Source organism: Pseudomonas abyssi (assembly GCF_002307495.1).
Classification (GTDB): domain Bacteria; phylum Pseudomonadota; class Gammaproteobacteria; order Pseudomonadales; family Pseudomonadaceae; genus Halopseudomonas; species Halopseudomonas abyssi.
This window is the reverse complement of sequence record NZ_NTMR01000012.1, coordinates 1-19025: the sequence shown is the minus strand read 5'-3', so window position 1 is coordinate 19025 and position 19025 is coordinate 1. Positions and strand designations below refer to the sequence as shown.

The 19025-nt window shown below is 62.7% G+C and carries 18 protein-coding genes; 9 read left to right on the top strand and 9 right to left on the bottom strand.

Going from position 1 to position 19025, the window contains the following annotated elements; genetic code table 11:
• Window positions 1-52: 52 nt before the first annotated feature.
• The gene (locus CNQ84_RS10515; protein ID WP_096004837.1) at window positions 53-445 is read left to right on the top strand and encodes a DUF4870 domain-containing protein; all 393 of its coding nucleotides are present in this window, start codon (window positions 53-55) and stop codon (window positions 443-445) included.
• A gap of 103 nt (window positions 446-548) precedes the next feature.
• Here the strand turns inward: CNQ84_RS10515 and CNQ84_RS10510 are convergent, their stop codons facing one another.
• Window positions 549-1328: an exodeoxyribonuclease III gene (locus tag CNQ84_RS10510; RefSeq protein ID WP_096004836.1), complete on the bottom strand. Its 780-nt coding sequence runs from the start codon at window positions 1326-1328 to the stop codon at window positions 549-551.
• Window positions 1329-1400: 72 nt separating this feature from the next.
• On the opposite strand from CNQ84_RS10510, the gene pyrE reads away from it, so the two are divergent.
• Both pyrE and CNQ84_RS10500 read left to right on the top strand, forming a co-directional pair.
• Window positions 1401-2045: an orotate phosphoribosyltransferase gene (gene pyrE, locus CNQ84_RS10505; RefSeq protein WP_096004835.1), complete on the top strand. Its 645-nt coding sequence runs from the start codon at window positions 1401-1403 to the stop codon at window positions 2043-2045.
• Between the two features lie 132 nt (window positions 2046-2177).
• Window positions 2178-2771: a DUF4124 domain-containing protein gene (locus CNQ84_RS10500; protein ID WP_096004834.1), complete on the top strand. Its 594-nt coding sequence runs from the start codon at window positions 2178-2180 to the stop codon at window positions 2769-2771.
• Between the two features lie 33 nt (window positions 2772-2804).
• Here CNQ84_RS10500 and CNQ84_RS10495 read toward each other — a convergent pair whose 3' ends face one another.
• The 5 genes from CNQ84_RS10495 to coaBC are packed head-to-tail and all read right to left on the bottom strand — an operon-like array spanning window position 2805 to window position 8435.
• Window positions 2805-3266 carry an acyl-CoA thioesterase gene (locus tag CNQ84_RS10495; protein ID WP_096004833.1) on the bottom strand — a complete coding sequence of 154 codons (462 nt, stop codon included), beginning with the start codon at window positions 3264-3266 and terminating at the stop codon, window positions 2805-2807.
• The gene (gene argB, locus CNQ84_RS10490; protein ID WP_096004832.1) at window positions 3266-4174 is read right to left on the bottom strand and encodes an acetylglutamate kinase; all 909 of its coding nucleotides are present in this window, start codon (window positions 4172-4174) and stop codon (window positions 3266-3268) included. The genes CNQ84_RS10495 and argB overlap by 1 nt, the downstream gene beginning before the upstream one ends.
• 23 nt (window positions 4175-4197) lie before the next feature.
• Entirely contained in the window at window positions 4198-6720 is a 2523-nt protein-coding gene (locus CNQ84_RS20920; RefSeq protein WP_096004831.1) for a phosphomannomutase/phosphoglucomutase, read from the bottom strand.
• A 41-nt stretch (window positions 6721-6761) separates the two neighbouring features.
• Complete coding sequence (gene dut / locus CNQ84_RS10480) at window positions 6762-7217, bottom strand: dUTP diphosphatase (protein ID WP_096004830.1); 456 nt, start codon at window positions 7215-7217, stop codon at window positions 6762-6764.
• A 9-nt stretch (window positions 7218-7226) separates the two neighbouring features.
• Entirely contained in the window at window positions 7227-8435 is a 1209-nt protein-coding gene (gene coaBC / locus CNQ84_RS10475) for a bifunctional phosphopantothenoylcysteine decarboxylase/phosphopantothenate--cysteine ligase CoaBC (protein ID WP_096004829.1), read from the bottom strand.
• A 123-nt stretch (window positions 8436-8558) separates the two neighbouring features.
• Here coaBC and radC point away from each other — a divergent pair, with 123 nt between their 5' ends.
• From radC to rpmG, 3 genes are all read left to right on the top strand, one after another.
• The gene (gene radC / locus CNQ84_RS10470) at window positions 8559-9233 is read left to right on the top strand and encodes a RadC family protein (protein WP_096004828.1); all 675 of its coding nucleotides are present in this window, start codon (window positions 8559-8561) and stop codon (window positions 9231-9233) included.
• Between the two features lie 187 nt (window positions 9234-9420).
• Window positions 9421-9657, top strand: coding sequence for a 50S ribosomal protein L28 (gene rpmB, locus CNQ84_RS10465; protein ID WP_083723971.1), 237 nt, complete (start codon window positions 9421-9423; stop codon window positions 9655-9657).
• An 11-nt stretch (window positions 9658-9668) separates the two neighbouring features.
• A complete protein-coding gene (rpmG, locus tag CNQ84_RS10460; protein WP_083723973.1) occupies window positions 9669-9824 on the top strand; it encodes a 50S ribosomal protein L33 in 156 nt (51 codons plus the stop codon).
• Between the two features lie 80 nt (window positions 9825-9904).
• On the opposite strand, the gene CNQ84_RS10455 is transcribed toward rpmG, so the two are convergent.
• Together CNQ84_RS10455 and desA are read right to left on the bottom strand one after the other, a co-directional pair.
• Window positions 9905-10792: a peptidoglycan DD-metalloendopeptidase family protein gene (locus CNQ84_RS10455; RefSeq protein WP_096004827.1), complete on the bottom strand. Its 888-nt coding sequence runs from the start codon at window positions 10790-10792 to the stop codon at window positions 9905-9907.
• A 76-nt stretch (window positions 10793-10868) separates the two neighbouring features.
• Window positions 10869-12050 (bottom strand): delta-9 fatty acid desaturase DesA, encoded by a 1182-nt coding sequence (gene desA, locus CNQ84_RS10450; protein WP_096004826.1) that lies wholly within the window; start codon window positions 12048-12050, stop codon window positions 10869-10871.
• Between the two features lie 150 nt (window positions 12051-12200).
• Between desA and CNQ84_RS10445 the strand changes: the two genes are divergently transcribed.
• Window positions 12201-14474, top strand: coding sequence for a putative bifunctional diguanylate cyclase/phosphodiesterase (locus CNQ84_RS10445; protein ID WP_096004825.1), 2274 nt, complete (start codon window positions 12201-12203; stop codon window positions 14472-14474).
• A gap of 63 nt (window positions 14475-14537) precedes the next feature.
• On the opposite strand, the gene CNQ84_RS10440 is transcribed toward CNQ84_RS10445, so the two are convergent.
• The gene (locus CNQ84_RS10440) at window positions 14538-15335 is read right to left on the bottom strand and encodes an undecaprenyl-diphosphate phosphatase (protein ID WP_096004824.1); all 798 of its coding nucleotides are present in this window, start codon (window positions 15333-15335) and stop codon (window positions 14538-14540) included.
• 237 nt (window positions 15336-15572) lie between these two features.
• Here CNQ84_RS10440 and CNQ84_RS10435 point away from each other — a divergent pair, with 237 nt between their 5' ends.
• Window positions 15573-16592: a cyclase family protein gene (locus CNQ84_RS10435; protein ID WP_096004823.1), complete on the top strand. Its 1020-nt coding sequence runs from the start codon at window positions 15573-15575 to the stop codon at window positions 16590-16592.
• A 266-nt stretch (window positions 16593-16858) separates the two neighbouring features.
• Window positions 16859-18982: a methyl-accepting chemotaxis protein gene (locus CNQ84_RS10430; RefSeq protein ID WP_096004822.1), complete on the top strand. Its 2124-nt coding sequence runs from the start codon at window positions 16859-16861 to the stop codon at window positions 18980-18982.
• Window positions 18983-19025: the final 43 nt, after the last annotated feature.

The window sequence follows — 19025 nt, the reverse complement described above, 5'->3', positions numbered from 1 at the left end:
AGTCTGTTAAAACGGGCACTCTGTTCTTTACCGCACATGCAAGGAGTGCCCCATGACCGACCCCGTTGATCCCGCCGTAGAAGCCCCCGAGCCACCACCGGGCAAGCCCAGTTCGGAGGCGCGTCAGTGGGCGCTGATCGCCCACGTCTCTGCCTTGCTGGGCTGCGTGCTGCCGTTTGGCAACCTGATTGGCCCGCTGATTGTGTGGCAGCTGAAGAAGGACATGGACCCCTTTGTTGACGATCAGGGCAAGGAAGCGCTGAACTTCCAGATCACCGTTACCCTGATGCTGGTGGTCTGCGTGCTGCTGATGCTGGTGTTGATCGGCATTCTGCTGGCGTGGGTGGTTGGTATTGCGGCCCTGGTGCTGGTGATCATCGCCGCCATCAAGTCCAACGAAGGCACCGCCTACCGCTATCCGTTCTGCTGGCGCCTGATCAAGTAGACGAAAAAAGCCCCTGCAACCAACGGCTGCGGGGGCTTTTTCTGTGGCTGATCCTGCCGGTGCGCTTGCACTCAGGCCGGTACGCCTAGACTATTTCCAGCTGTCAGATACTCAGCGTCCAGTCGTAATCAATGATGACCGGAGCGTGCTGGGAGAAGCGGACATTGCGCGGGATCTTCGCCTGCTTGACGAAGCGGCGCAGCCCGGGCGTCAGAAACTGGTAATCAAAGCGCAGGCCGAGGTTGAGGTTTTCAGCCTGCTCGCTGTTCGGCCACCAGCTGTACAGCTCGGACTCGCGCGTCACCTCGCGGGTCGCGTCGACATAGCCCATGGTGCCGAAGATTTCATCCATCCAGGCGCGTTCTGGTGCCATGAAACCGGGCTCGTTCTGGCAGTCGCGCCAGTTCTTTACATCCAGCTTGAGGTGGGCAACGTAGAGTGAGCCGCAGTAAATGAACTCGCGGCGCTTGCGCCGTTGCTTGTTCAGGTAGCCGGCAAAGTCGTCCATGAACTTGAATTTCTGGTTCAGGTCCGCGTCGCCGTCGCGGCCGGAGGGCAGTAGCAGGGAGCCGATGCTGACCTTGTCGAAGTCGGCCTGCATGAAGCGGCCGTAGCGGTCGGCGGTCTCGAAGCCCAATCCCATGATGATGGCTTTGGGCGCGGTGCGGGTGTAGATGGCGACACCGCCCTGGGAGGGCGTTTCGGCTTCAAAGCAATACTGCCAGTAGCCGTCCAGCCAGTAAGGATCCTGCTCGAGTTCGGGGGCGGTAACACGGATGTCCTGCAGGCAGATGACATCGGCGTCTTGGGTGCGCAGCCAGTCAAACAGACCCCGCTCGGCGGCGGCCTTCACTCCGTTGACATTGAGACTGATGATTCGCATGCGTGGCTCCCCAAAAAAGCAGGGTGTATGATACCCGACCTTTATGTAGTTTTGTTAATGATGAGGGTGCAGATGCACGAATATCAGCGGGAATTCATTCGTTTTGCCCTGGATCGCAACGTCCTGCGATTTGGCGAATTTACCCTCAAGTCGGGCCGTAAAAGCCCCTATTTTTTTAACGCTGGCCTGTTTAACGATGGCGGCTCGCTGAGTCGACTCGGACGTTTTTATGCCCAGGCACTGGTGCATAGCGATTTGCCCGACGTGGATGTCATCTTTGGCCCGGCCTACAAGGGCATCCCGCTGGCGGCGGTGACCGCTGTTGCCCTGGCTGACAGCTTTGACCGTGATCTGCCCTATTGTTTCAACCGCAAGGAAGCCAAGGACCATGGCGAGGGCGGGACGCTGGTTGGTGCGCCACTGGAAGGTCGTGTGCTGATCATCGACGATGTGATCACTGCCGGTACCGCCGTGCGCGAAGTCATGCAGATCATTCAGCAGGCAGGCGCGACCCCGGCTGCCGTGATGATCGCGCTGGACCGTCAGGAGCGCGGCCAGGGCGAGCTGTCGGCGATTCAGGAAGTCGAGCGGGACTTCGGTATTCCGGTGATCAGCATTGTCAGCCTGAATCAGGTGATGGCGTTCATCCAGGACGATGCCGAGCTGCAGCAGCACCTGCCGGCGGTCCAGGCCTATCGGGCCGAGTACGGTATCTGAGCCTTCCGTCCGCGCAGGCGACAGCTATAGTGGTTTTGATCAACGCTGCCAACGGGCGATATGCTGCCAACTGGCCATTAACCTGATACGGTTCACGTTGAACGCCTCGGGAACGGAAAGGAACCGCCTGCGATGCAATGGAAGATAACAAACGCTGCGCTGGCGCTGACCCTGCTGTGGTCGGCGCAGACGATGGCCGAGCTTTATCGCTATGTCGACGACAAGGGTGTCACCGTGCTCGATAGTCGGGTGCCGCCCAAGTTCATCAGTCGTGGTTACGAAGTGCTCGACGCCCATGGGCGAGTCAAGCTCGTTGTGCCGGCGGCGCCGACCGCTGCTGAACGGGAGGCGCGCCGCGCGGCGCTGGAAGAGCAGGCGCAGCGTGACGCTGCCGATGCCACGCTATTGCGCCTGTACAGCAGTGTTGCCGACCTGGATCGCGCGCAGCAGCGCCAGTTGCTGCAGATTGACAACCAGATCACCGCAGCCAAAACCAATATTTCCGAATTGCGCGATGAGCGCGAGACCTTGCAGTCGCGCGCTGCCGACCAGGAGCGCGCCGGCAAGACAGTCGATCAGTCGATTCTGGATCAGCTGGCTGCCGTGGATGCCGAGACGGCCCGCCTGCAGCGGCTGATTCAGCGCCAGGAGGAGGAGGCAGTCAAGGTTCGCGAGGACTTTGCCCGCAAGCGCGAGCGGCTGGAGTTTTTGCTGGGCGACGACTGAGCCGCACCGCCGTCAGGCGGGCGGCTTGTCTTTTCAGCCCTGTACCGCCGGCGCTGCCTGCTCCGGCGCCAGACACTCAAACGCGCTCACGCTTTGTTTGAAACTGTCGGGAATGGGCGTTGGTCGACGGCTCGTCTGATCCGCATGCACGTAAACCACTTCGCCGGTCAGCAGCAGCTCGTCAGCGCGGTAGATCGCCGCGACAAAGCGCATGCTGCTGTTGCCGAAGTAGGCTACGCGCAGATGTACATCCAGCAGGTCGTCGAACAGCGCCGGCGCCTTGTACTCCAGCACGGTCTTGGCGGCGAAAAACTCGCTGCCATCCAGCCCTTCACCCGGTTGTGCCCCTGCCGCCGCGCGCAATGCGCGGTAGTACTCGGTCACGCCGACATCCACGTAGTTTAGGTAGTGACCGTTGAACACGATGCCTTGCGGGTCGGCCTCGGACCAGCGCACGCGCAGCGGCGTGCTGAAGCGGAAATCGCTCTTGAGCATCAGGCTTCGCGCTCCTGGTTGGTGATCAGGGTGCCGACGCCGGTATCGGTGAACAGTTCGAGCAGCACCGCATTGGGTACCCGGCCGTCGACGATGATGGCGCTGCCGACGCCGCCCTGCACCGCATCCAGTGCGCAGCGAATCTTCGGCAGCATGCCGCCGTAGATGGTGCCGTCGGCAATCAGGGCATCGACCTGGGTGGTGCTCAGGCCGGTCAGGACCTTGCCTTCCTTGTCCATCAGGCCGGCGATGTTGGTCAGCAGCATCAGCTTCTCGGCGCCCAGTGCCTCGGCGACCTTGCCGGCAACCAGGTCGGCGTTGATGTTGTAGGAGGCGCCGTCGGTACCCACGCCGATGGGTGCGATCACCGGGATGTAGTCATCGGAGACCAGGCGGTTGATCAGGTTGGCATTGACGCTGGAGACCTCGCCGACATGACCGATATCGATGATCTCGGGCTTGTCCATGCCGGGGGTGTGGCGACTGACCTTCAGCTTGCGTGCCTTGATCAGGCCTGCATCCTTGCCGGTCAGGCCGATGGCGCTGCCGCCGTGCTGGTTGATCAGGTTGACGATGTCCTTGTTGACCTGGCCGCCGAGTACCATCTCGACCACGTCCATGGTCTGGCTGTCGGTCACGCGCATGCCTTCAATAAACTGGCTTTCGATATTCAGGCGCTTGAGCAGGTCGCCGATCTGCGGGCCGCCGCCGTGGACTACCACCGGGTTGATGCCGACGGTCTTCATCAGCACGATGTCGCGCGCGAAGCTGTTCTTCAGTTCATCGTTTTCCATGGCGTTTCCGCCGTACTTGATAACGATGGTCTTGCCGGTAAAGCGCTGGATGTAGGGCAGCGCTTCGGTCAGTACCCGGGAAACCTGGGCGGCGGCGTCGCGACTCAACATGATGCTCTGATGTCTCCTGCGGTGGTTCAGAATGTGGGTTTGAGGTCAGGCGCTACCGCCTGCAGGCGCTCGCGGAACAGGGTTTTGACCCGGTTCAGTTCCTCGCTGCTGTCCGCTTCAAAGCGCATCACCAGCACCGGTGTGGTGTTGGAGGCGCGGATCAGGCCCCAGCTGTGGGCAAAGTCTACACGTATACCGTCCAGGTTGGTGACCTGGCCTTCGCCCCAGTCGGCCTGCTCGGTGAGCGCGCGAATAATCTCGAATTTACGCTCCTCGCCGACCGTCAGGTTGATCTCCGGGGTACTGATGCCAGCGGGGTAGCGGGTCATCACGGCATCGGCGCTGTCGGGCTGCATGGACAACAGCTCCAGCAGACGGCAGGCGCTGTAGAGGCCGTCGTCAAAACCGTACCAGCGCTCCTTGAAGAACAGGTGGCCGCTCATCTCGCCGCCGAGCAGGGCGCCGGTTTCCTTCATTTTGGCCTTGACCAGCGAATGGCCGGACTTCCACATCACCGGGCGTCCGCCGGCCTGGCTGATGATGCTGGGCAACTGGCGCGAGCACTTCACATCAAAGACGATGTCGGCCCCTGGGTTGCGGGTAACGATGTCTTCGGCGAATAGCATCATCAGACGGTCGGGGTAGATCAGCTCGCCCTTGTCGGTGACAAAGCCCAGACGGTCGGCATCGCCGTCGAAGGCGACACCCAGGTCGGCGCCGCTGCGCTCGACCATCTCGATCAGGTCGGTGAGGTTCTCCGGCTTGCCCGGGTCCGGGTGATGGTTGGGGAACAGGCCGTCGACATCGCAGTACAGCGGAATCACCTCGCAGCCGATACCTTCGAGCAGGCGTTCGGCAATGACGCCGCCAACCCCGTTGCCGCAATCGACGACCACCTTGAGTGGGCGGGCAATGACCACGTCGTCGACGATCTGCTGCAGGTAGCTGTCCAGCACCTCCAGCTGGTCGCGGCTGCCATTGCCGACGCGCAGGTTGTTCTGCTGCAGGCGCTGGTGCAGGGCGCTGATCTGATCGCCCGAGAGGGTCTGGCCGGCGACCACGATCTTCAGGCCATTGTAGGCCGGGGGGTTGTGGCTGCCGGTGATCATCACGCCGGAGGTGGCGCCGCTGGTGTGGGTGGCAAAGTACAGCACCGGGGTCGGCACCATGCCGATATCGCTCACCTGGCAGCCGCTGTCCATCAACCCTTGGATCAGCTGTTCACTGAGCGCCGGACCGGACAGGCGGCCGTCACGGGCGACCAGCACGCGCGCTTCTCCGGCGTCCAGCGAGGCACTGCCAATCGCGCGGCCAAGCCAATACACGCCTTCTTCGGTCAGGCTTTTGCCAACTACGCCGCGGATATCGTAGGCGCGGAAAATTTCTGCCGGCAGGGCCGGGATGGCCTGGGCGCTGTTCGCCTGTCCGTCGCCATCCTGCATTGCGAAGGGGTCGTCTTCGTCGAGAATGTCGATATCCAGGACTTCGTTGGGCTGAAAGATGGGGTTGCTCAGCTCGTTGTCGAGCGGTTGCGCCGGCTTGGCAGCGACGGGTTTGGTGGCGTCTTCGCGCGGGCTATTGGCGCCGACCGTCTGGCCGCTGCGCTTGACCAGCTGCATGATGTTCTGCGCGGGTGCTTCCAATGGGCCCAGTGTCAGGCCGCCAGCCTTGTGGCCCAGGGTGAGCTGGGTCAGGGTGTTGGCGTCGGCACGCACTGCCGCGGTCCAGCCGCGCTGCAGCAGCAGCAGCGCAAACAGGCCGCCCAGCAGGGCCAGCAGGGCACTGGCCACCAGCAGCAGGAGGTTCGGTGTCACGCTGGAGAGCCCCCGCCCGGGTTGAAAGTCGATGTGCCAGGCGGGATTGTCGGTCGCCAGTCGAATGCTGTCGCCGCGGCCCTCGCCCTGGTCAAACAGCACTTGTTCAGGGCCGCCTGGAAACTGCTGAATCAGACGCACGCGGCCATCACCGTCGGCCAGCGCGGGCAAACTGCCGAGCATCCGCGACAGCTGCATGACGGCGGTCAGGGTGCCATTGGCCGGCGCGTTGGGGGAGGCGCGCAGCGGCTTGACGCCGTACAGCAACCATTGGTCGCCAATCTGGTGGGCTTCGACCGGAACGGGCAGGTCCCGCTCGGCACGGCGAATCATGTCCAGCGCAGCGAAGTTGAGCGGTGCTGCGCCACTTTCAATGCGTTCTGCCTGGCCGGGAGCGTGGGTATAGATGCCCAGGGTGTCGGCCTGGTGATAGCTGAGCAGGCGGTCCAGGGTGGGGCTGCCGCCCTGGCTCAGGGCGACCTGCAGCTGCGGGTTGGCAGCGATGCGGGTAAGGTCGCGATCCAGTTGTGCCATGCCCTGATTCAGGCCGCTGACCTGCTGGCTGGCGTAGCCCTTGACCAGTGCCTGGTTGAGGCTGCTGGCGTAGCCGCTCATGGCGACCCAGAGCACAGCGGCGGCTGCGGCAATGCCGGCCATGGCCAGGCCGACCGGCAGGTTGACGCTGGGCAGCCCGGCGGGCTTGCTGGTGGTGGATGCTTTTCGGCTGAGTTTCATCTTCTTATTTGCCTCCCTGCGAACATGATCGGGTACGCCGGTCAGTGAGTCCCTGTGTGGCCAAACCCACCGGCGCCGCGCTGGCTGTCGTCAAACTCCTCGACAATCTGCAGTTGAGCCTGCAAGACCGGGACCAGAACCAGCTGTGCGATGCGCTCGCCCGGGTTGATGGTAAAGGCGCTGTTGCTGCGGTTCCAGCAGGAGACCATCAACTGGCCCTGATAGTCGGAATCGATCAGCCCGACCAGATTGCCCAGCACGATGCCGTGCTTGTGGCCCATACCTGAACGCGGCAGGATCATCGCCGCCAGTCCGGGATCGGCAATATGAATGGCCAGCCCGGTGGGCAGCAGCTCGGTCTGGCCCGGTGCCAGGGTCAGCGGGGCCTCCAGCATGGCGCGCAGGTCGAGCCCGGCGGAGCCTTCGGTGGCGTAGCTCGGCAGTGGCCATTCGTGGCCCAGGCGGGCATCCAGTACTTTTGCTTGCAGCGCGTGCATCAGGAGTCCTTAGTCGTTCAGTTGCCCGGCGAGCCGGGCGATGATTTGGCGGGCCAGTTTCTGCTTGCTGGCCTGCGGCAGGCTGTAGCGTTCCAGCTGGCGGTCAATCAGGGTGACGGCGTTGTCGTCACTATTAAAGCCGATCCCGCTCTGGCTGACATCATTGGCGATGATCAGGTCCAGCTTTTTACGCTGCAGCTTGTCGGCAGCATAGCTGAGCACGTCGTGGGTTTCGGCAGCAAAGCCGACGCAGCAGGCGGGACGCTGGCTGTGGTCTGCCAGGGTCGCGAGGATGTCCGGGTTGCGCACCAGCGTCAGCGTCAGGCCGTCTTCATTGGTGGCGTCCTTCTTCATCTTCTGCTCGGCTGCGCTTGCCGGGCGGTAGTCGGCTACCGCGGCGGAGGCGATGAAGACATCGGCCGGCAGCGCGGCCAGGCAGGCGTCGAGCATGTCCTGCGCGCTGATCACGTCGATACGCTGAACGCGGGCAGGGGTGGGCAGGTTGACCGGCCCGGCCACCAGGGTGACGCGCGCGCCGGCTTCGGCGGCCGCCTCGGCCAGGGCAAAGCCCATCTTGCCGGAGCTGTGGTTGGAGATGTAGCGCACTGGGTCGATGGCTTCGCGGGTCGGTCCGGCGTTGATCAACACATGACGCCCGCTCAGCAGTCCGCGCTCGAAGCACTCGCTGGCGCGGGCGGCGATATCGGTCGGCTCCAGCATGCGGCCGGGGCCGACGTCGCCGCAGGCCTGGCCGCCGTCACCGGGTCCAAACACCTTCACGCCGCGCGCCAGTAGCTGAGTCAGGTTGTGCTGGGTGGCGGCGTCGCGCCACATCGCCTGGTTCATGGCCGGCGCGATGGCGATGGGGGCGTCGGTGGCCAGCACCAGGGTGGTCAGCAGGTCGTCGCCGCGGCCTTGGGCCAGGCGGGCCATCAGGTCGGCAGTGGCCGGTGCAATCAGCACCAGGTCGGCCCAGCGTGCCAGTTCAATATGGCCCATCGCGGCCTCTGCTTCCGGGTCCAGCAGGTCGCCGTGCACGGGGTGCCCGGACAGCGCCTGCAGGGTCAGCGGCGTGATGAATTCGCGCGCGGCGTTGGTCATGACCACCCGTACCTCGGCGCCGGCATCGCGCAGGCGGCGAATCAGCTCGGCGCTTTTATAGGCGGCGATGCCGCCACTGACGCCCAGCACCACCTGCTTGTTGAATAACGACTGCATTGTGAACTCGCCCTCATGCTGCGCGTGGCGCCGTTGGAGGCCCCGCGAAATGCCCGCTACGATAGCACAGCCGCCATGTGTGGCGCTGCGCAGCACAGTGCTGTTGCACGACAGGGAGAGTCCATGCCGATTACCGATTGGCCGGTCAGTGAACGACCGCGAGAGAAGTTGCTGAGTCAGGGAGCGCCGGCCCTGTCTGACGCCGAGCTGTTGGCGATTTTTCTGCGTACCGGTCTGCCCGGCTGCAGTGCGGTGGACTTGGCGCGTCAGCTGTTGACCCGTTTTGGCAGTCTGCGCGCGTTGTTACAGGCCGATTTGCGTCAGTTCTCCGCCCATCCCGGGCTTGGGTCTGCCAAGTACGCACAGCTGCAGGCGGTGCTGGAAATGGGTCGGCGGCATCTGTTCGAGGACCTCAAGCGCGGCGATGCACTGACCTCGCCGGGTGCGGTGCGGGCCTTTTTGCGCAGCCAGCTGGCCGCGTTGCCCCATGAGGTATTTGCCTGCCTGTTTCTGGATAACCAGCATCGGGTAATCGCCTTTGAGGAATTGTTTCGTGGCACGATCGACAGCGCCAGCGTCTACCCGCGTGAAGTGCTCAAGCGGGCGTTGGCACACAATGCAGCGGCCTTGATCCTGACCCATAACCATCCGTCGGGTGTGGCCGAGCCGAGCCAGGCAGACCTGCAGCTGACCCGGCGCCTGCGCGAGAGTCTGGCGCTGCTGGATATTCGGGTGCTCGACCATCTGGTGATCGGCGATGGCGACCCGGTTTCCATGGCCGAGCGCGGGTTGCTGTGATGACATTGCGTAGGAAAAGTCGTTGCCTGTGTTGACGCTTTTTGGTATAAAGCTCCGCTCTTCTCGGGGCTGCGCCTGTTATGCATGTTTTTCAGGCGGGTTAAATCCGCTCGCCCCGGCTGGACAACAGATTCTTTTATGGCTTCCAACCAGTTCGGGTTGGGCAAGTGGTTGGAGAGGGTTAACCATGTCTCGAGTATGTCAGGTGACCGGCAAGGGCCCGGTTACTGGGAACAACGTTTCCCACGCTAACAACAAAACCAAGCGTCGTTTTCTGCCTAACCTGCAGTACCATCGTTTTTGGGTTGAGTCGGAAAAGCGTTTCGTTCGTCTGCGCACTTCCGCCAAGGGCATGCGCATCATCGACAAGCGCGGCATTGATGCCGTGCTGACTGAAATCCGCGCCCGCGGCGAAAAAGTCTAAGGAGCATCATCATGCGTGAATTGATTCGTTTGGTGTCTTCTGCCGGTACTGGTCACTTCTACACTACCGACAAGAACAAGCGCACCACTCCCGACAAGATCGAAATCAAGAAATTCGATCCGGTCGTGCGTAAGCACGTGACCTACAAGGAAGCCAAGATCAAATAAGATCTTCGCTTGCTGACAAAAAACCCGCTCTCGAGCGGGTTTTTTGTTGCCTGTAATTTAGGATCCAGTAGCTCCCAGGCTCAGGGCTCGCCGCCGATAGCGAAATTCGGCAGGCTGTCGACCGGTTGGGCAAACTCGAAGGGGATGGAGACGGTCTGCAGGCCAACGTTCTTCTGCACCACAAAGTGCAGGTGCGGACCGGTGCTGTTGCCGGTGTTGCCCGACAGGGCCAGCAACTGTCCTGGGTTGATGCGCTCCCCTTCGCGGACCTGCACCGAGCCGCGTTTGAGGTGCAGGTAGACACTCATGGTGCCGTCGTCGTGCAGCAGGCGTACAAAGTTGCCTGACGGGTTGGTGCCGCGGCCGCTTTGATTGTTCTCGATCTTCACTACCTGACCGGCGCGCGCCGCGACGATGGGTGTGCCCTCCGGCATCGCGATGTCGATCGCATAGCGGCCCTTGGGCCCGCTGTGGCTGTAGCGGCCACCGGGTCCCTGGGTCATGCGGAACGGGCCGCCGCGCCAGGGCAGCGGATAGTGAGTCAGGGTCTGTTCGGCTCGGGGGTCGCCTAGAGCGTGCTCCAGCCGGTAGTCGTAACTTGGTGCGCCGTCGGCGGTCGGTTGCAGGGTGACCAGGCGAATCTGTTGGCGTGGCGGCAGTACCCACTCGATGGGGGCAGCCGGCACCCCAAGCACATTCTGGGCGTTGCTGATGGTCAGGCGAATCTCCACCGGCGCGTACAGGTCGTTATGCACGATCAGCGTCTCGCCTCCGGCGTGGCGCTTCTTGGTGACGTACACCTCGCGGTCGACGTTCTCGACCATGGCATCGCGGAACACGATGACCTGGGCACCTTCGACCCGCTGGTCGGTATAGGTGGTGACACCGTTGGCGTCGGTGTACTTGTATATGTTGCCGGCCAGCACCAGGGGGCTGGCCAGCAAGAGGGTTGGCAGTAAGGCACGCATCCGCTGCTACCTTTGTTGTGATTGGTGCTGTCTGGCGAGTCTAGCGCTGAATGCGGGTCGTGGCGACCCGCGTTTGTCAGCTGGCCGGGCGCAGCGAGTAGGTGCGCAGCGAGTCGGCAAACTCCTGCAGCGCCTTGATGCCGCTTTCTTCGGCCTGGTTGCACCAGTCCTTCAGAGCCTGCAGCATCTCGTGGCTGTTGGCGCTGGTGCGCCCCCAGATCTGCTGCAGCGCCAGGCGCTTCTCGTAGATCACCTTGAGTGCCTGGCTGTGTTCCAGCATGGTCTGGATGCGCGCCTGGTGGCGGTCGTCCAGCAGGCTGGTTTCGCGGCTGAGCAGGCGCTTGGCACGGCGGAACAGGTGGCGAACCGACTCATCCATGCGCGCCAGTTCGCTGCGCACCGCGGGCTTGATGACCAGCTTGCGATACTGGGCCATGATCTGGAAGCGGTTGTTGAGAATCGCCATGGCGGTGTCCATATCGAGTGTCTGCTTGCCCTCGACGCGGTGGGCAATCGGCGCGGTGCGGCGCACCTCGGCCAGACCGACCAGGCTGAACAGGCGAATCCACAGCCAGCCCATGTCGAACTCCCACTTCTTCACTGACAGCTTGGCGGAGTTGGGGTAGGTGTGATGATTGTTGTGCAGCTCTTCGCCACCAATCAGGATGCCCCAGGGCAGGATATTGGTGGCCGCGTCGCGGCACTCGAAGTTGCGGTAGCCCAGCGCATGGCCCAGACCGTTGATGACACCGGCGGCGAGCACCGGGATCCACATCATCTGAACCGCCCAGACGGTGATGCCAAGCACGCCGAATAGTGCCAGGTCGATCAGTGCCATCAGGGTCACGCCAGCGATCGGGAAGCGGCTGTAGAGATTGCGCTCGATCCAGTCATCAGGGCAGTTCTTGCCGTAGATGCGCAGCGTCTCCTCGTTCTTGGCCTCTTCCATGTAGAGTTCTGCGCCTTTGCGCAGCACCGTGCCGAGGCCCTTGTGGACCGGGCTGTGAGGGTCGTCGGGGGTTTCGCACTTGGCGTGGTGCTTGCGGTGGATAGCTGTCCACTCGCGGGTGTTCATGCTGGTGGTGAGCCACAACCAGAAGCGGAAAAAGTGCTTGAGCGCCGGGTGCAGCTCAAGAGAGCGATGCGCTGAGTAGCGGTGCAGGTAGACTGTGACGCTGACGATGGTAACGTGCGTCAGGACAAGCGTGATTGCAATCAGTTGCCACACAGACATATCAAGTAAGCCGTTGTACCACATAAAGCCAGATTACCTCGTTAGAATACGCAGGCATCAGGCCTGCGTCGGGCCGATTATGGACCAACAGATGTACGATGAACATGACCGCGGGTCGCCCCGACCCGACTGCTTTAGTTACCGAATGTTGATTGCCCGCTGCGGAAGGCTGGCATGACCTCCACCGCGCGTGCCTGGGTCGTCACCCTGTCTTACCTGCTGGTTGCGACCCTGTGGGTGCTGTTCAGCGACGCTTTGCTGCTGATGTTGGAGCTTGAAGACCAGCAGCGTCTGCAGACGCTGAAAGGCATTGGTTTTGTGCTGGTTACCGGCACCTTGCTGTTCTTTTTCGTCCGTTACCACCTGCGCCGTCGTCGACAGCAGGAGGAGGCGCTGCGCCTTGAGCGCGAGCGCTTTGACTTGGCGCTCAGTGGCGGAAACGACGGTATCTGGGATTGGGATATCGACAACCAGAGCCTGTACCTGTCGCCGCGCAGCTGCGAGCTATTCGGCCTGCCGGTCGGCAGTTCGCCGTTGGGAGACTGGCAGCACCTGCTGGCCGCAGAGGATCGCGCAGCCGTGCATGCGGCCCTGGTGCAGCACCTGAGGGGCACCACCGAACGCTTGGACATTACCTATCGCCTGGCCCGGCCTGTGAACGGGGTCAGCTGGGTGCATGCAGGTGGGCGTGCTCTGCGCGACGCCGAAGGCCGCGCCACGCGGTTGGTTGGCGTGCTGCGCGATGTCAGCGAGCAGGTCGCGCGGGAGACACGGCTGCTTCAGGCCGGCGTGATGTTCGACTGCACCAGCGAGGGCATGCTGATCTGTGATGCCGGGCAGAACATCGTCGACGTCAACAACGCGTTCTGCAAGATTACCGGCTACCGTGCCGAAGAAGTGATCGGGCGCCAGCCGAGCCTGTTGGCGTCCGGCCGTCACGACAGCGACTTTTACCGCCAGATGTGGCAGCAATTGATGTGCTGTGGCCGTTGGTCCGGGGAGATCTGGAATCGGCGCAAGAATGGCGAAATCTATCCGCAGTGGCAGAACATTATCGCGGTGCGTGACCAGCGCGGTGAGCTTAGCCATTTTGTCGCCGTGTTTGCCGACATGAGCACGCTCAAGCGCACCCAGGAAGAAATTGACTATCTGGCCCACCACGACCCGTTGACCAAGCTGCCCAATCGTCTGCTACTCACCGAACGCCTGAACACCGCGATGGCGCGTACCCGTCGCCAGGAGAGCGAGCTGGCGCTGTTGTTTATCGACCTGGATCGCTTCAAGGGCGTCAACGACAGTCTGGGACACAACGCCGGTGACCAATTGCTGCAGCTGGTGGCCCAGCGCATTCTGCAGGTGTGCGATGACAGCGATACCCTGGCACGTTTGAGCAGCGATGAATTCGCCCTGTTGCTGGAGCGTCCGCTGGGGGTTGAACAGTTGGGTAAGCTGGCAGAACACATTCTGCAGCTGCTGCAGACCCCCTTTGACCTGGTGGGGCACCTGGTGCACATGAGTGCCAGCGTTGGTCTGGCGATGTTCCCCACAGACGCTGCTGACGGGGCTGAACTGCTCAAGAACGCCGACTCGGCGATGTCGGTGGCGAAACAACGCGGACCCAACAGCTACGCCTTTTATACCCAGGACCTGACCGAGCAGGCGCGACGTCGGCTGGCTCTGGAAACCGACCTGCACGAAGCCATTCAGCGTGGCCAGCTGTGCGTGCACTATCAGTTGCAAAAAGCCCTGGACAGTGGCCGCTGGGTCAGTGTCGAGGCGCTGGTGCGCTGGCAGCACCCGGTGCGTGGGCTGGTTTCCCCCGGAGAGTTCCTGTCAGTGGCGCGCCAGACTGGCCTGATCGCCGACATTGACGAGTACGTGCTGGATGAAGCCTGTCGCCAGCTGCGCAGCTGGCGGGATGGTGGTTACGATCTTCGCTCGGTGGCGGTCAACATGTCCGGGTTCTGGATGGAGCGGGGGGACATCGCCGCGCGCGTCCAGCACGCGCTGGAGCGCTGCGGGTTGCCGCCCGAGTGCCTGGAGCTGGAGGTTACCGAGGATGAAATGATGGACTTCGGTGAGCAGGGCGTGGCGTTGCTGGACCACCTGGCGGCACTGGGTGTGGGCTTGGCTATTGATGATTTCGGCACTGGGCATTCGTCATTGCTGCGGCTCAAGCGTATGCCGGTGCACAAGCTGAAGATCGATCGCGGGTTTGTGGTGGATCTGCCGTGCAGCGACAGCGACAGCGCCATGGCCCGCGCGATTATCGCGTTGGGCAAGAGCCTGCAGCTGAAGGTGATTGCCGAGGGCGTGGAAACCGCTGCCCAGGAGGCGCTGCTGCACGAGCTGGGCTGCGATCTGGGGCAGGGGTATCTGTATAACCGACCGATGCCGGCGGCGGAGCTGGAGACCATGCTGCAGCAGACTCGGCACCTCGCCGATTGATTGGCAGCGGCTTGAGCGCCTCGCTGGGTGGGCGCTCAAGCTGTCATCGGCGCCGGTCGCGGGTTACAGGAAGATCCACAGCAGCAGCGCACCCAGCACAATGCGGTACACCACGAAGGGCTGCATGCCGATGCGCTTGATGAAGGCCAGGAAGTAGTGGATGCACAGGTAGGCGCTGATGCCGGAGAGCACCACGCCGGCAGCCATCTGCAGCCAGTCCACGGCGACCTGGCTCTTGATCAGCTCGATGGTTTCCAGGCCGCAGGCCAGCACGATCACCGGGATCGACAACAGGAACGAGAAACGCGCCGAGGCTTCCCGGCTCAGGCCCAGCATCAGTGCCGCCGTCATGGTGATGCCCGAGCGCGAGGTGCCCGGAAACAACGCCAGTGCCTGCGCACAGCCAATGAACAGCACATCCTTCCAGTTCATCTGATATTCACTGCGGCTACCGCGAAAGCGCCAGTCCGCCCAGCCCAGCAGCAGACCAAAGCCAATCAGTCCGATCGACAGGTAGACGGGAGAGCGCAGCACCGTCTCCACGGTATCTTTCAGCAGCAGGCCAGCGAGGCCGACCGGAATGGTGCCCAGAATAACCGCCCAGGCCAGCTTGGCGTCGGCGTCCAGCTGGCGTGTATGCAGCGAGCGGGTCCAGCTCTGCAACATGTTGAGAATGTCGCTGCGGAAGTAGATCAGCACCGCTGACAGACTGCCCAGGTGCAGGGCGACGTCAAAGGCCAGGCCCTGGTCCGGCCAGTCGGTCAGGACCGGGACCAGAATCAGGTGGGCGGAACTGGAAACGGGAAGAAATTCGGTGATGCCCTGAACAATTGCCAGGATGACGACCTGCAGCCAATCCATGTTGACGCTGTTCTCCGTGAGTTGAAGGTAGCCGGGCGCGCTGGCGCGGCGGCTGAAAAAAGACGCGCAAGTAAAGCACGCCGACGGCCTGGACGCGACCCCCTGGGGCGGCCTTTGGCGCCTCTGTTTCTGATTATGCGGACACAACACGCTCATTGATCCACCGTTGCCGCGATGGTTCCGTGTTCACATTGCGTGGCATTGTCGAACAATCACAACAACAAACAGGAGAGGCGCATGCGCTGGACACATCGGCCGGAGGGCTCGAACTGGGGTGACTTTGGTGCTGACGACGAACTGGGGCGGCTCAATTTGCTGACCGCCGACAAGGTGCTGCAGGGCGTGGCCGAGGTGCGCGAGGGGCGCAGTTTCTGTCTCAGCCTACCGCTCGACTACCCCGGCGGCAATGCGCTTAACCGCCTGCGTCATCCGCCCCGGCGCTTTACCTCCGGGCGTGCCGACAAGCTCAACTACAACTTTGAACTGCAGCGTCTGAATCCGGACTTTACCGACGTGGTCAGTGACGATGCGGTGTTGCTGTATACCCAGTACTCGACCCAGTGGGATGCGCTGTCGCACGTCGGGGCGCTGTTTGATGCGGACGGCGATGGTGTGCCCGAGCCGCTGTATTACAACGGCTGGAAGGCCGGGGAGCACATCTGTGGCCCGGCCGGCCACGAAGACGCGCTGGAGGGCGTCAACGCCGCGCGGCTGGGTATCGAGAAGATGGCCGAGACGGCGGTCAGCGGCCGCGCGGTGCTGATTGATCTGGCGCGCCACTGCGGTCGCGAGCGGGTACTGGTGGATTACGCGCGTCTGCAGCAGATCATGCAGGCCGACGGGGTGATGGTGGAGCCCGGCGACATGGTTTGCCTGTATACCGGGTTTGCTGACGTCATTCTGGAGATGGCGCGCGAGCCCGATGCGCAACGCCTGGCAACGAGCTGCGCGGTGCTCGACGGGCGCGATCCGGCACTGTTGCAGTGGATTACCGAGTCAGGCCTGAGTGTGCTGATTGCCGACAATTACGCGGTCGAAGCGTATCCCGCGCGGGCGGGCGATGGCTGCTGTGCTGCGCTGCCGCTGCATGAGCACTGCCTGTTCAAGCTGGGTATTCACCTGGGCGAACTCTGGTACCTGACCGAGCTGGCGCAGCAGCTCCGCAGCAGCGGGCGCAACCGCTTTCTGCTGACCGCACCGCCGCTGCGGTTGCCGGGTGCGGTGGGCTCGCCGGTATCGCCTGTTGCACTGATCTAGGGCGAGTTGTCGGCGGGTCGAGTGGGCCTACCGTCGTGCAGCCCGCAAAACTCGACCATTTGGACAAGATGGTAACCTTTTTGGTGCATTTGTACCGAGGTGCATCTTGGTGTGATCTATGTTGGTGCGCGATTGTTGCCCCCCTCCTGCTAAGGGGGGCGATGCAGCGATATGGCGGGTTGCCACTATGGCTGGTGCGCTTCTTGCAGAACTCAGGATCCGACTGACTCTGCGAGGCTGCCACCGTGACTCTTCGAAGCGATCAAATGAATCTGTCTGCAGCCGAGCGTCGCTGGCTGCCGTGGTTTGGTCCCAGCGGCAAGCTGGCCATGGGCTGGGCTTGCCGGGTCAACCAGAACCGCTATGCGCAGCTGGAATCGATCTTCAACAGCTTTGCCGCGACGCGGGTGCGGTTGCTGCAGCAATGGTGCGAAAACCAGTGGAGTGGCCTGCTGAGTGTTGCCCAGCAACTCGGTGAAGACCTGACGCAGCTGGATCAGGCGACGCTGTTGAAGCTGCGCAACAAGCTGCCCGACGCATCCGAGCTGTTTGTGCTCGACAGCACCGGTGTGCCGCTGTGCAGCAGCGCCGGTGAGCTGGCCGGTCTGCAGCCGGATGCCCAGGCGATCCGGGCCGGCCTGCAGCATCGCTTTCTCCACGGCCCCTTCGTTGATTCGCGTACCCGCCAGCTGGGGCCGTCCACCTCCAGCTTCCATGATGCGGTGACGCTGATGTTTTACCAGCCGCTGAGCAGCGCCGCCGGGGAGCCTCTCGGCTGTCTGTGCGCCCGGATACCCAACGACGTGCTGGGTGACTTGATTCAGCGCGAAGCCGGGCACATCTACCAGGAGTCCGGCGACAACTACATCTTCATGGTCGAGTCGCGCTTCAACCCGAGCATCGAGCCGGGCCGTGCGCTGTCCCGCTCGCGCTTCGAAGACAGTACCTTCAGTCACGGCGACAACCTGAAAAGCGGCATCAAGACGGCCTGGGGCACGGTCAGCGTACGAGAGCACACCGAGTTTGAGGTGCGCTTTACCGACCCGGCCACCGGTGAGCTGCATCCCGGGGTGCGTGAAACCATTCGCCACGGCGAAAACCTCTATGTGAAATACCCGGGATACTCCGACTACCGGCATATCCCGGTTATCGGCAAGGGCGTGACCTTCAGTTTGCCGGGCTCACCCGACCGCTGGGGCATGATGTGCGAGGCCGATCTGGAAGAGGTGTACCGTTATCGCTCGCTCAGCTTTTCGCTGATGACCCAGTTCTGGGTATTGGCGCTGCTGGTGTTTGGCGCTCAGCTGGGCTTTGCCTGGCTGGGCTTGCAAGGGTGGACAATGCATCTGGCGCACCTGGCGGTGCTGCTGGGCGCGGGCCTGTGGTTTCGCTTCGCCGCGACCCGCAAGCTCGCTCGCCGGCTGGGGCGCATGACGGAAATCATCCGCAATATCGCCGAGGGCGAGGGCAACCTCAGCCAGCGTATGGACACCACGCGTCTGGTTGCCGATGAGACCGGTGAGCTGGGACGCTGGATCAACAGCTTTATCGACAATCTCGATACCATCGTGGGCCGGGTCAAGCAGGCCAGTCGACACGCACTGCAGAACAGCGAGCAGATGCTGGGGCGCAATCAGCAGGCCAGTGACACCGCCGAGGAAGTGACCACCAATATTCAACAGATGCTCAGCATGATCGAAGCGCAGCTGCAGACGGTGACGGCCGCCGCTGAAACTGCCGCGCAGATGAAGGCCAACATGGCCAGCGTGGTCGATGCGGCGCGAGAGCGCCTGGATACCGTAAGCAGCGGAACGCGCAAGATACGCAACATTGTGGAAAGCTCCGCAGCCAGCGTTCAGGAGCTCGACAAGCGCACCGGCGACATCGTCGGCATGGTCTCGCTGATTACCGACATCACCAGTCAGACCAACCTGCTGGCGCTGAACGCCGCCATCGAGGCCGCGCGGGCCGGTGAGCATGGTCGTGGTTTTGCCGTGGTGGCTGATGAGGTGCGGGCACTGGCCTCACGCACGGCGAAAGCCGCAGAGGAGATCAGTCAGGGCATTACCACCATTCGTGATGCCACCCGGGAGACGGTGGTGGTGATGGAGCGGGGCGTGGCGGATGTTGACCATCAGCTGCAGCAAGCCGCCAGTGCGTCGGACGACAATGACATGCTGCACAAGACGGTGGAGGAGCTGTTCGAGGTGATCTCGGTGATGGACACCAACAGCAAGGAGCACGGCCGTCAGGCCGGCCATGTAGCGGTAGCCACCCAGTCCATGAGCCAGGTGATCATCGCGCTGCGCGCCAGCTCCGGGCAGGTCAAGGAAACCGCATCACGGCTGCATCAGTTGTCGGATACGTTTCAGGTTAGTGCGGACCGCTAGGCCAGCAACGCTGGCCTAGCGGTAGCGGCAAGCTTCAAGCCGC

Excerpts from the sequence above, each read along its gene's own strand:
- CNQ84_RS10495 (WP_096004833.1), bottom strand. The coding sequence starts at position 3,266 with ATGCTCAAGAGCGATTTCCGCTTCAGCACGCCGCTGCGCGTGCGCTGG.
- CNQ84_RS10500 (WP_096004834.1), top strand. The coding sequence starts at position 2,178 with ATGCAATGGAAGATAACAAACGCTGCGCTGGCGCTGACCCTGCTGTGG.
- dut (WP_096004830.1), bottom strand. The coding sequence starts at position 7,217 with ATGCACGCGCTGCAAGCAAAAGTACTGGATGCCCGCCTGGGCCACGAA.
- CNQ84_RS20920 (WP_096004831.1), bottom strand. The coding sequence starts at position 6,720 with ATGAAACTCAGCCGAAAAGCATCCACCACCAGCAAGCCCGCCGGGCTG.
- CNQ84_RS10515 (WP_096004837.1), top strand. The coding sequence starts at position 53 with ATGACCGACCCCGTTGATCCCGCCGTAGAAGCCCCCGAGCCACCACCG.
- desA (WP_096004826.1), bottom strand. The coding sequence starts at position 12,050 with ATGTGGTACAACGGCTTACTTGATATGTCTGTGTGGCAACTGATTGCA.
- CNQ84_RS10430 (WP_096004822.1), top strand. The coding sequence starts at position 16,859 with ATGAATCTGTCTGCAGCCGAGCGTCGCTGGCTGCCGTGGTTTGGTCCC.
- rpmB (WP_083723971.1), top strand. The coding sequence starts at position 9,421 with ATGTCTCGAGTATGTCAGGTGACCGGCAAGGGCCCGGTTACTGGGAAC.
- CNQ84_RS10455 (WP_096004827.1), bottom strand. The coding sequence starts at position 10,792 with ATGCGTGCCTTACTGCCAACCCTCTTGCTGGCCAGCCCCCTGGTGCTG.
- CNQ84_RS10445 (WP_096004825.1), top strand. The coding sequence starts at position 12,201 with ATGACCTCCACCGCGCGTGCCTGGGTCGTCACCCTGTCTTACCTGCTG.
- coaBC (WP_096004829.1), bottom strand. The coding sequence starts at position 8,435 with ATGCAGTCGTTATTCAACAAGCAGGTGGTGCTGGGCGTCAGTGGCGGC.
- rpmG (WP_083723973.1), top strand. The coding sequence starts at position 9,669 with ATGCGTGAATTGATTCGTTTGGTGTCTTCTGCCGGTACTGGTCACTTC.
- CNQ84_RS10510 (WP_096004836.1), bottom strand. The coding sequence starts at position 1,328 with ATGCGAATCATCAGTCTCAATGTCAACGGAGTGAAGGCCGCCGCCGAG.
- pyrE (WP_096004835.1), top strand. The coding sequence starts at position 1,401 with ATGCACGAATATCAGCGGGAATTCATTCGTTTTGCCCTGGATCGCAAC.
- radC (WP_096004828.1), top strand. The coding sequence starts at position 8,559 with ATGCCGATTACCGATTGGCCGGTCAGTGAACGACCGCGAGAGAAGTTG.
- CNQ84_RS10435 (WP_096004823.1), top strand. The coding sequence starts at position 15,573 with ATGCGCTGGACACATCGGCCGGAGGGCTCGAACTGGGGTGACTTTGGT.
- CNQ84_RS10440 (WP_096004824.1), bottom strand. The coding sequence starts at position 15,335 with ATGGATTGGCTGCAGGTCGTCATCCTGGCAATTGTTCAGGGCATCACC.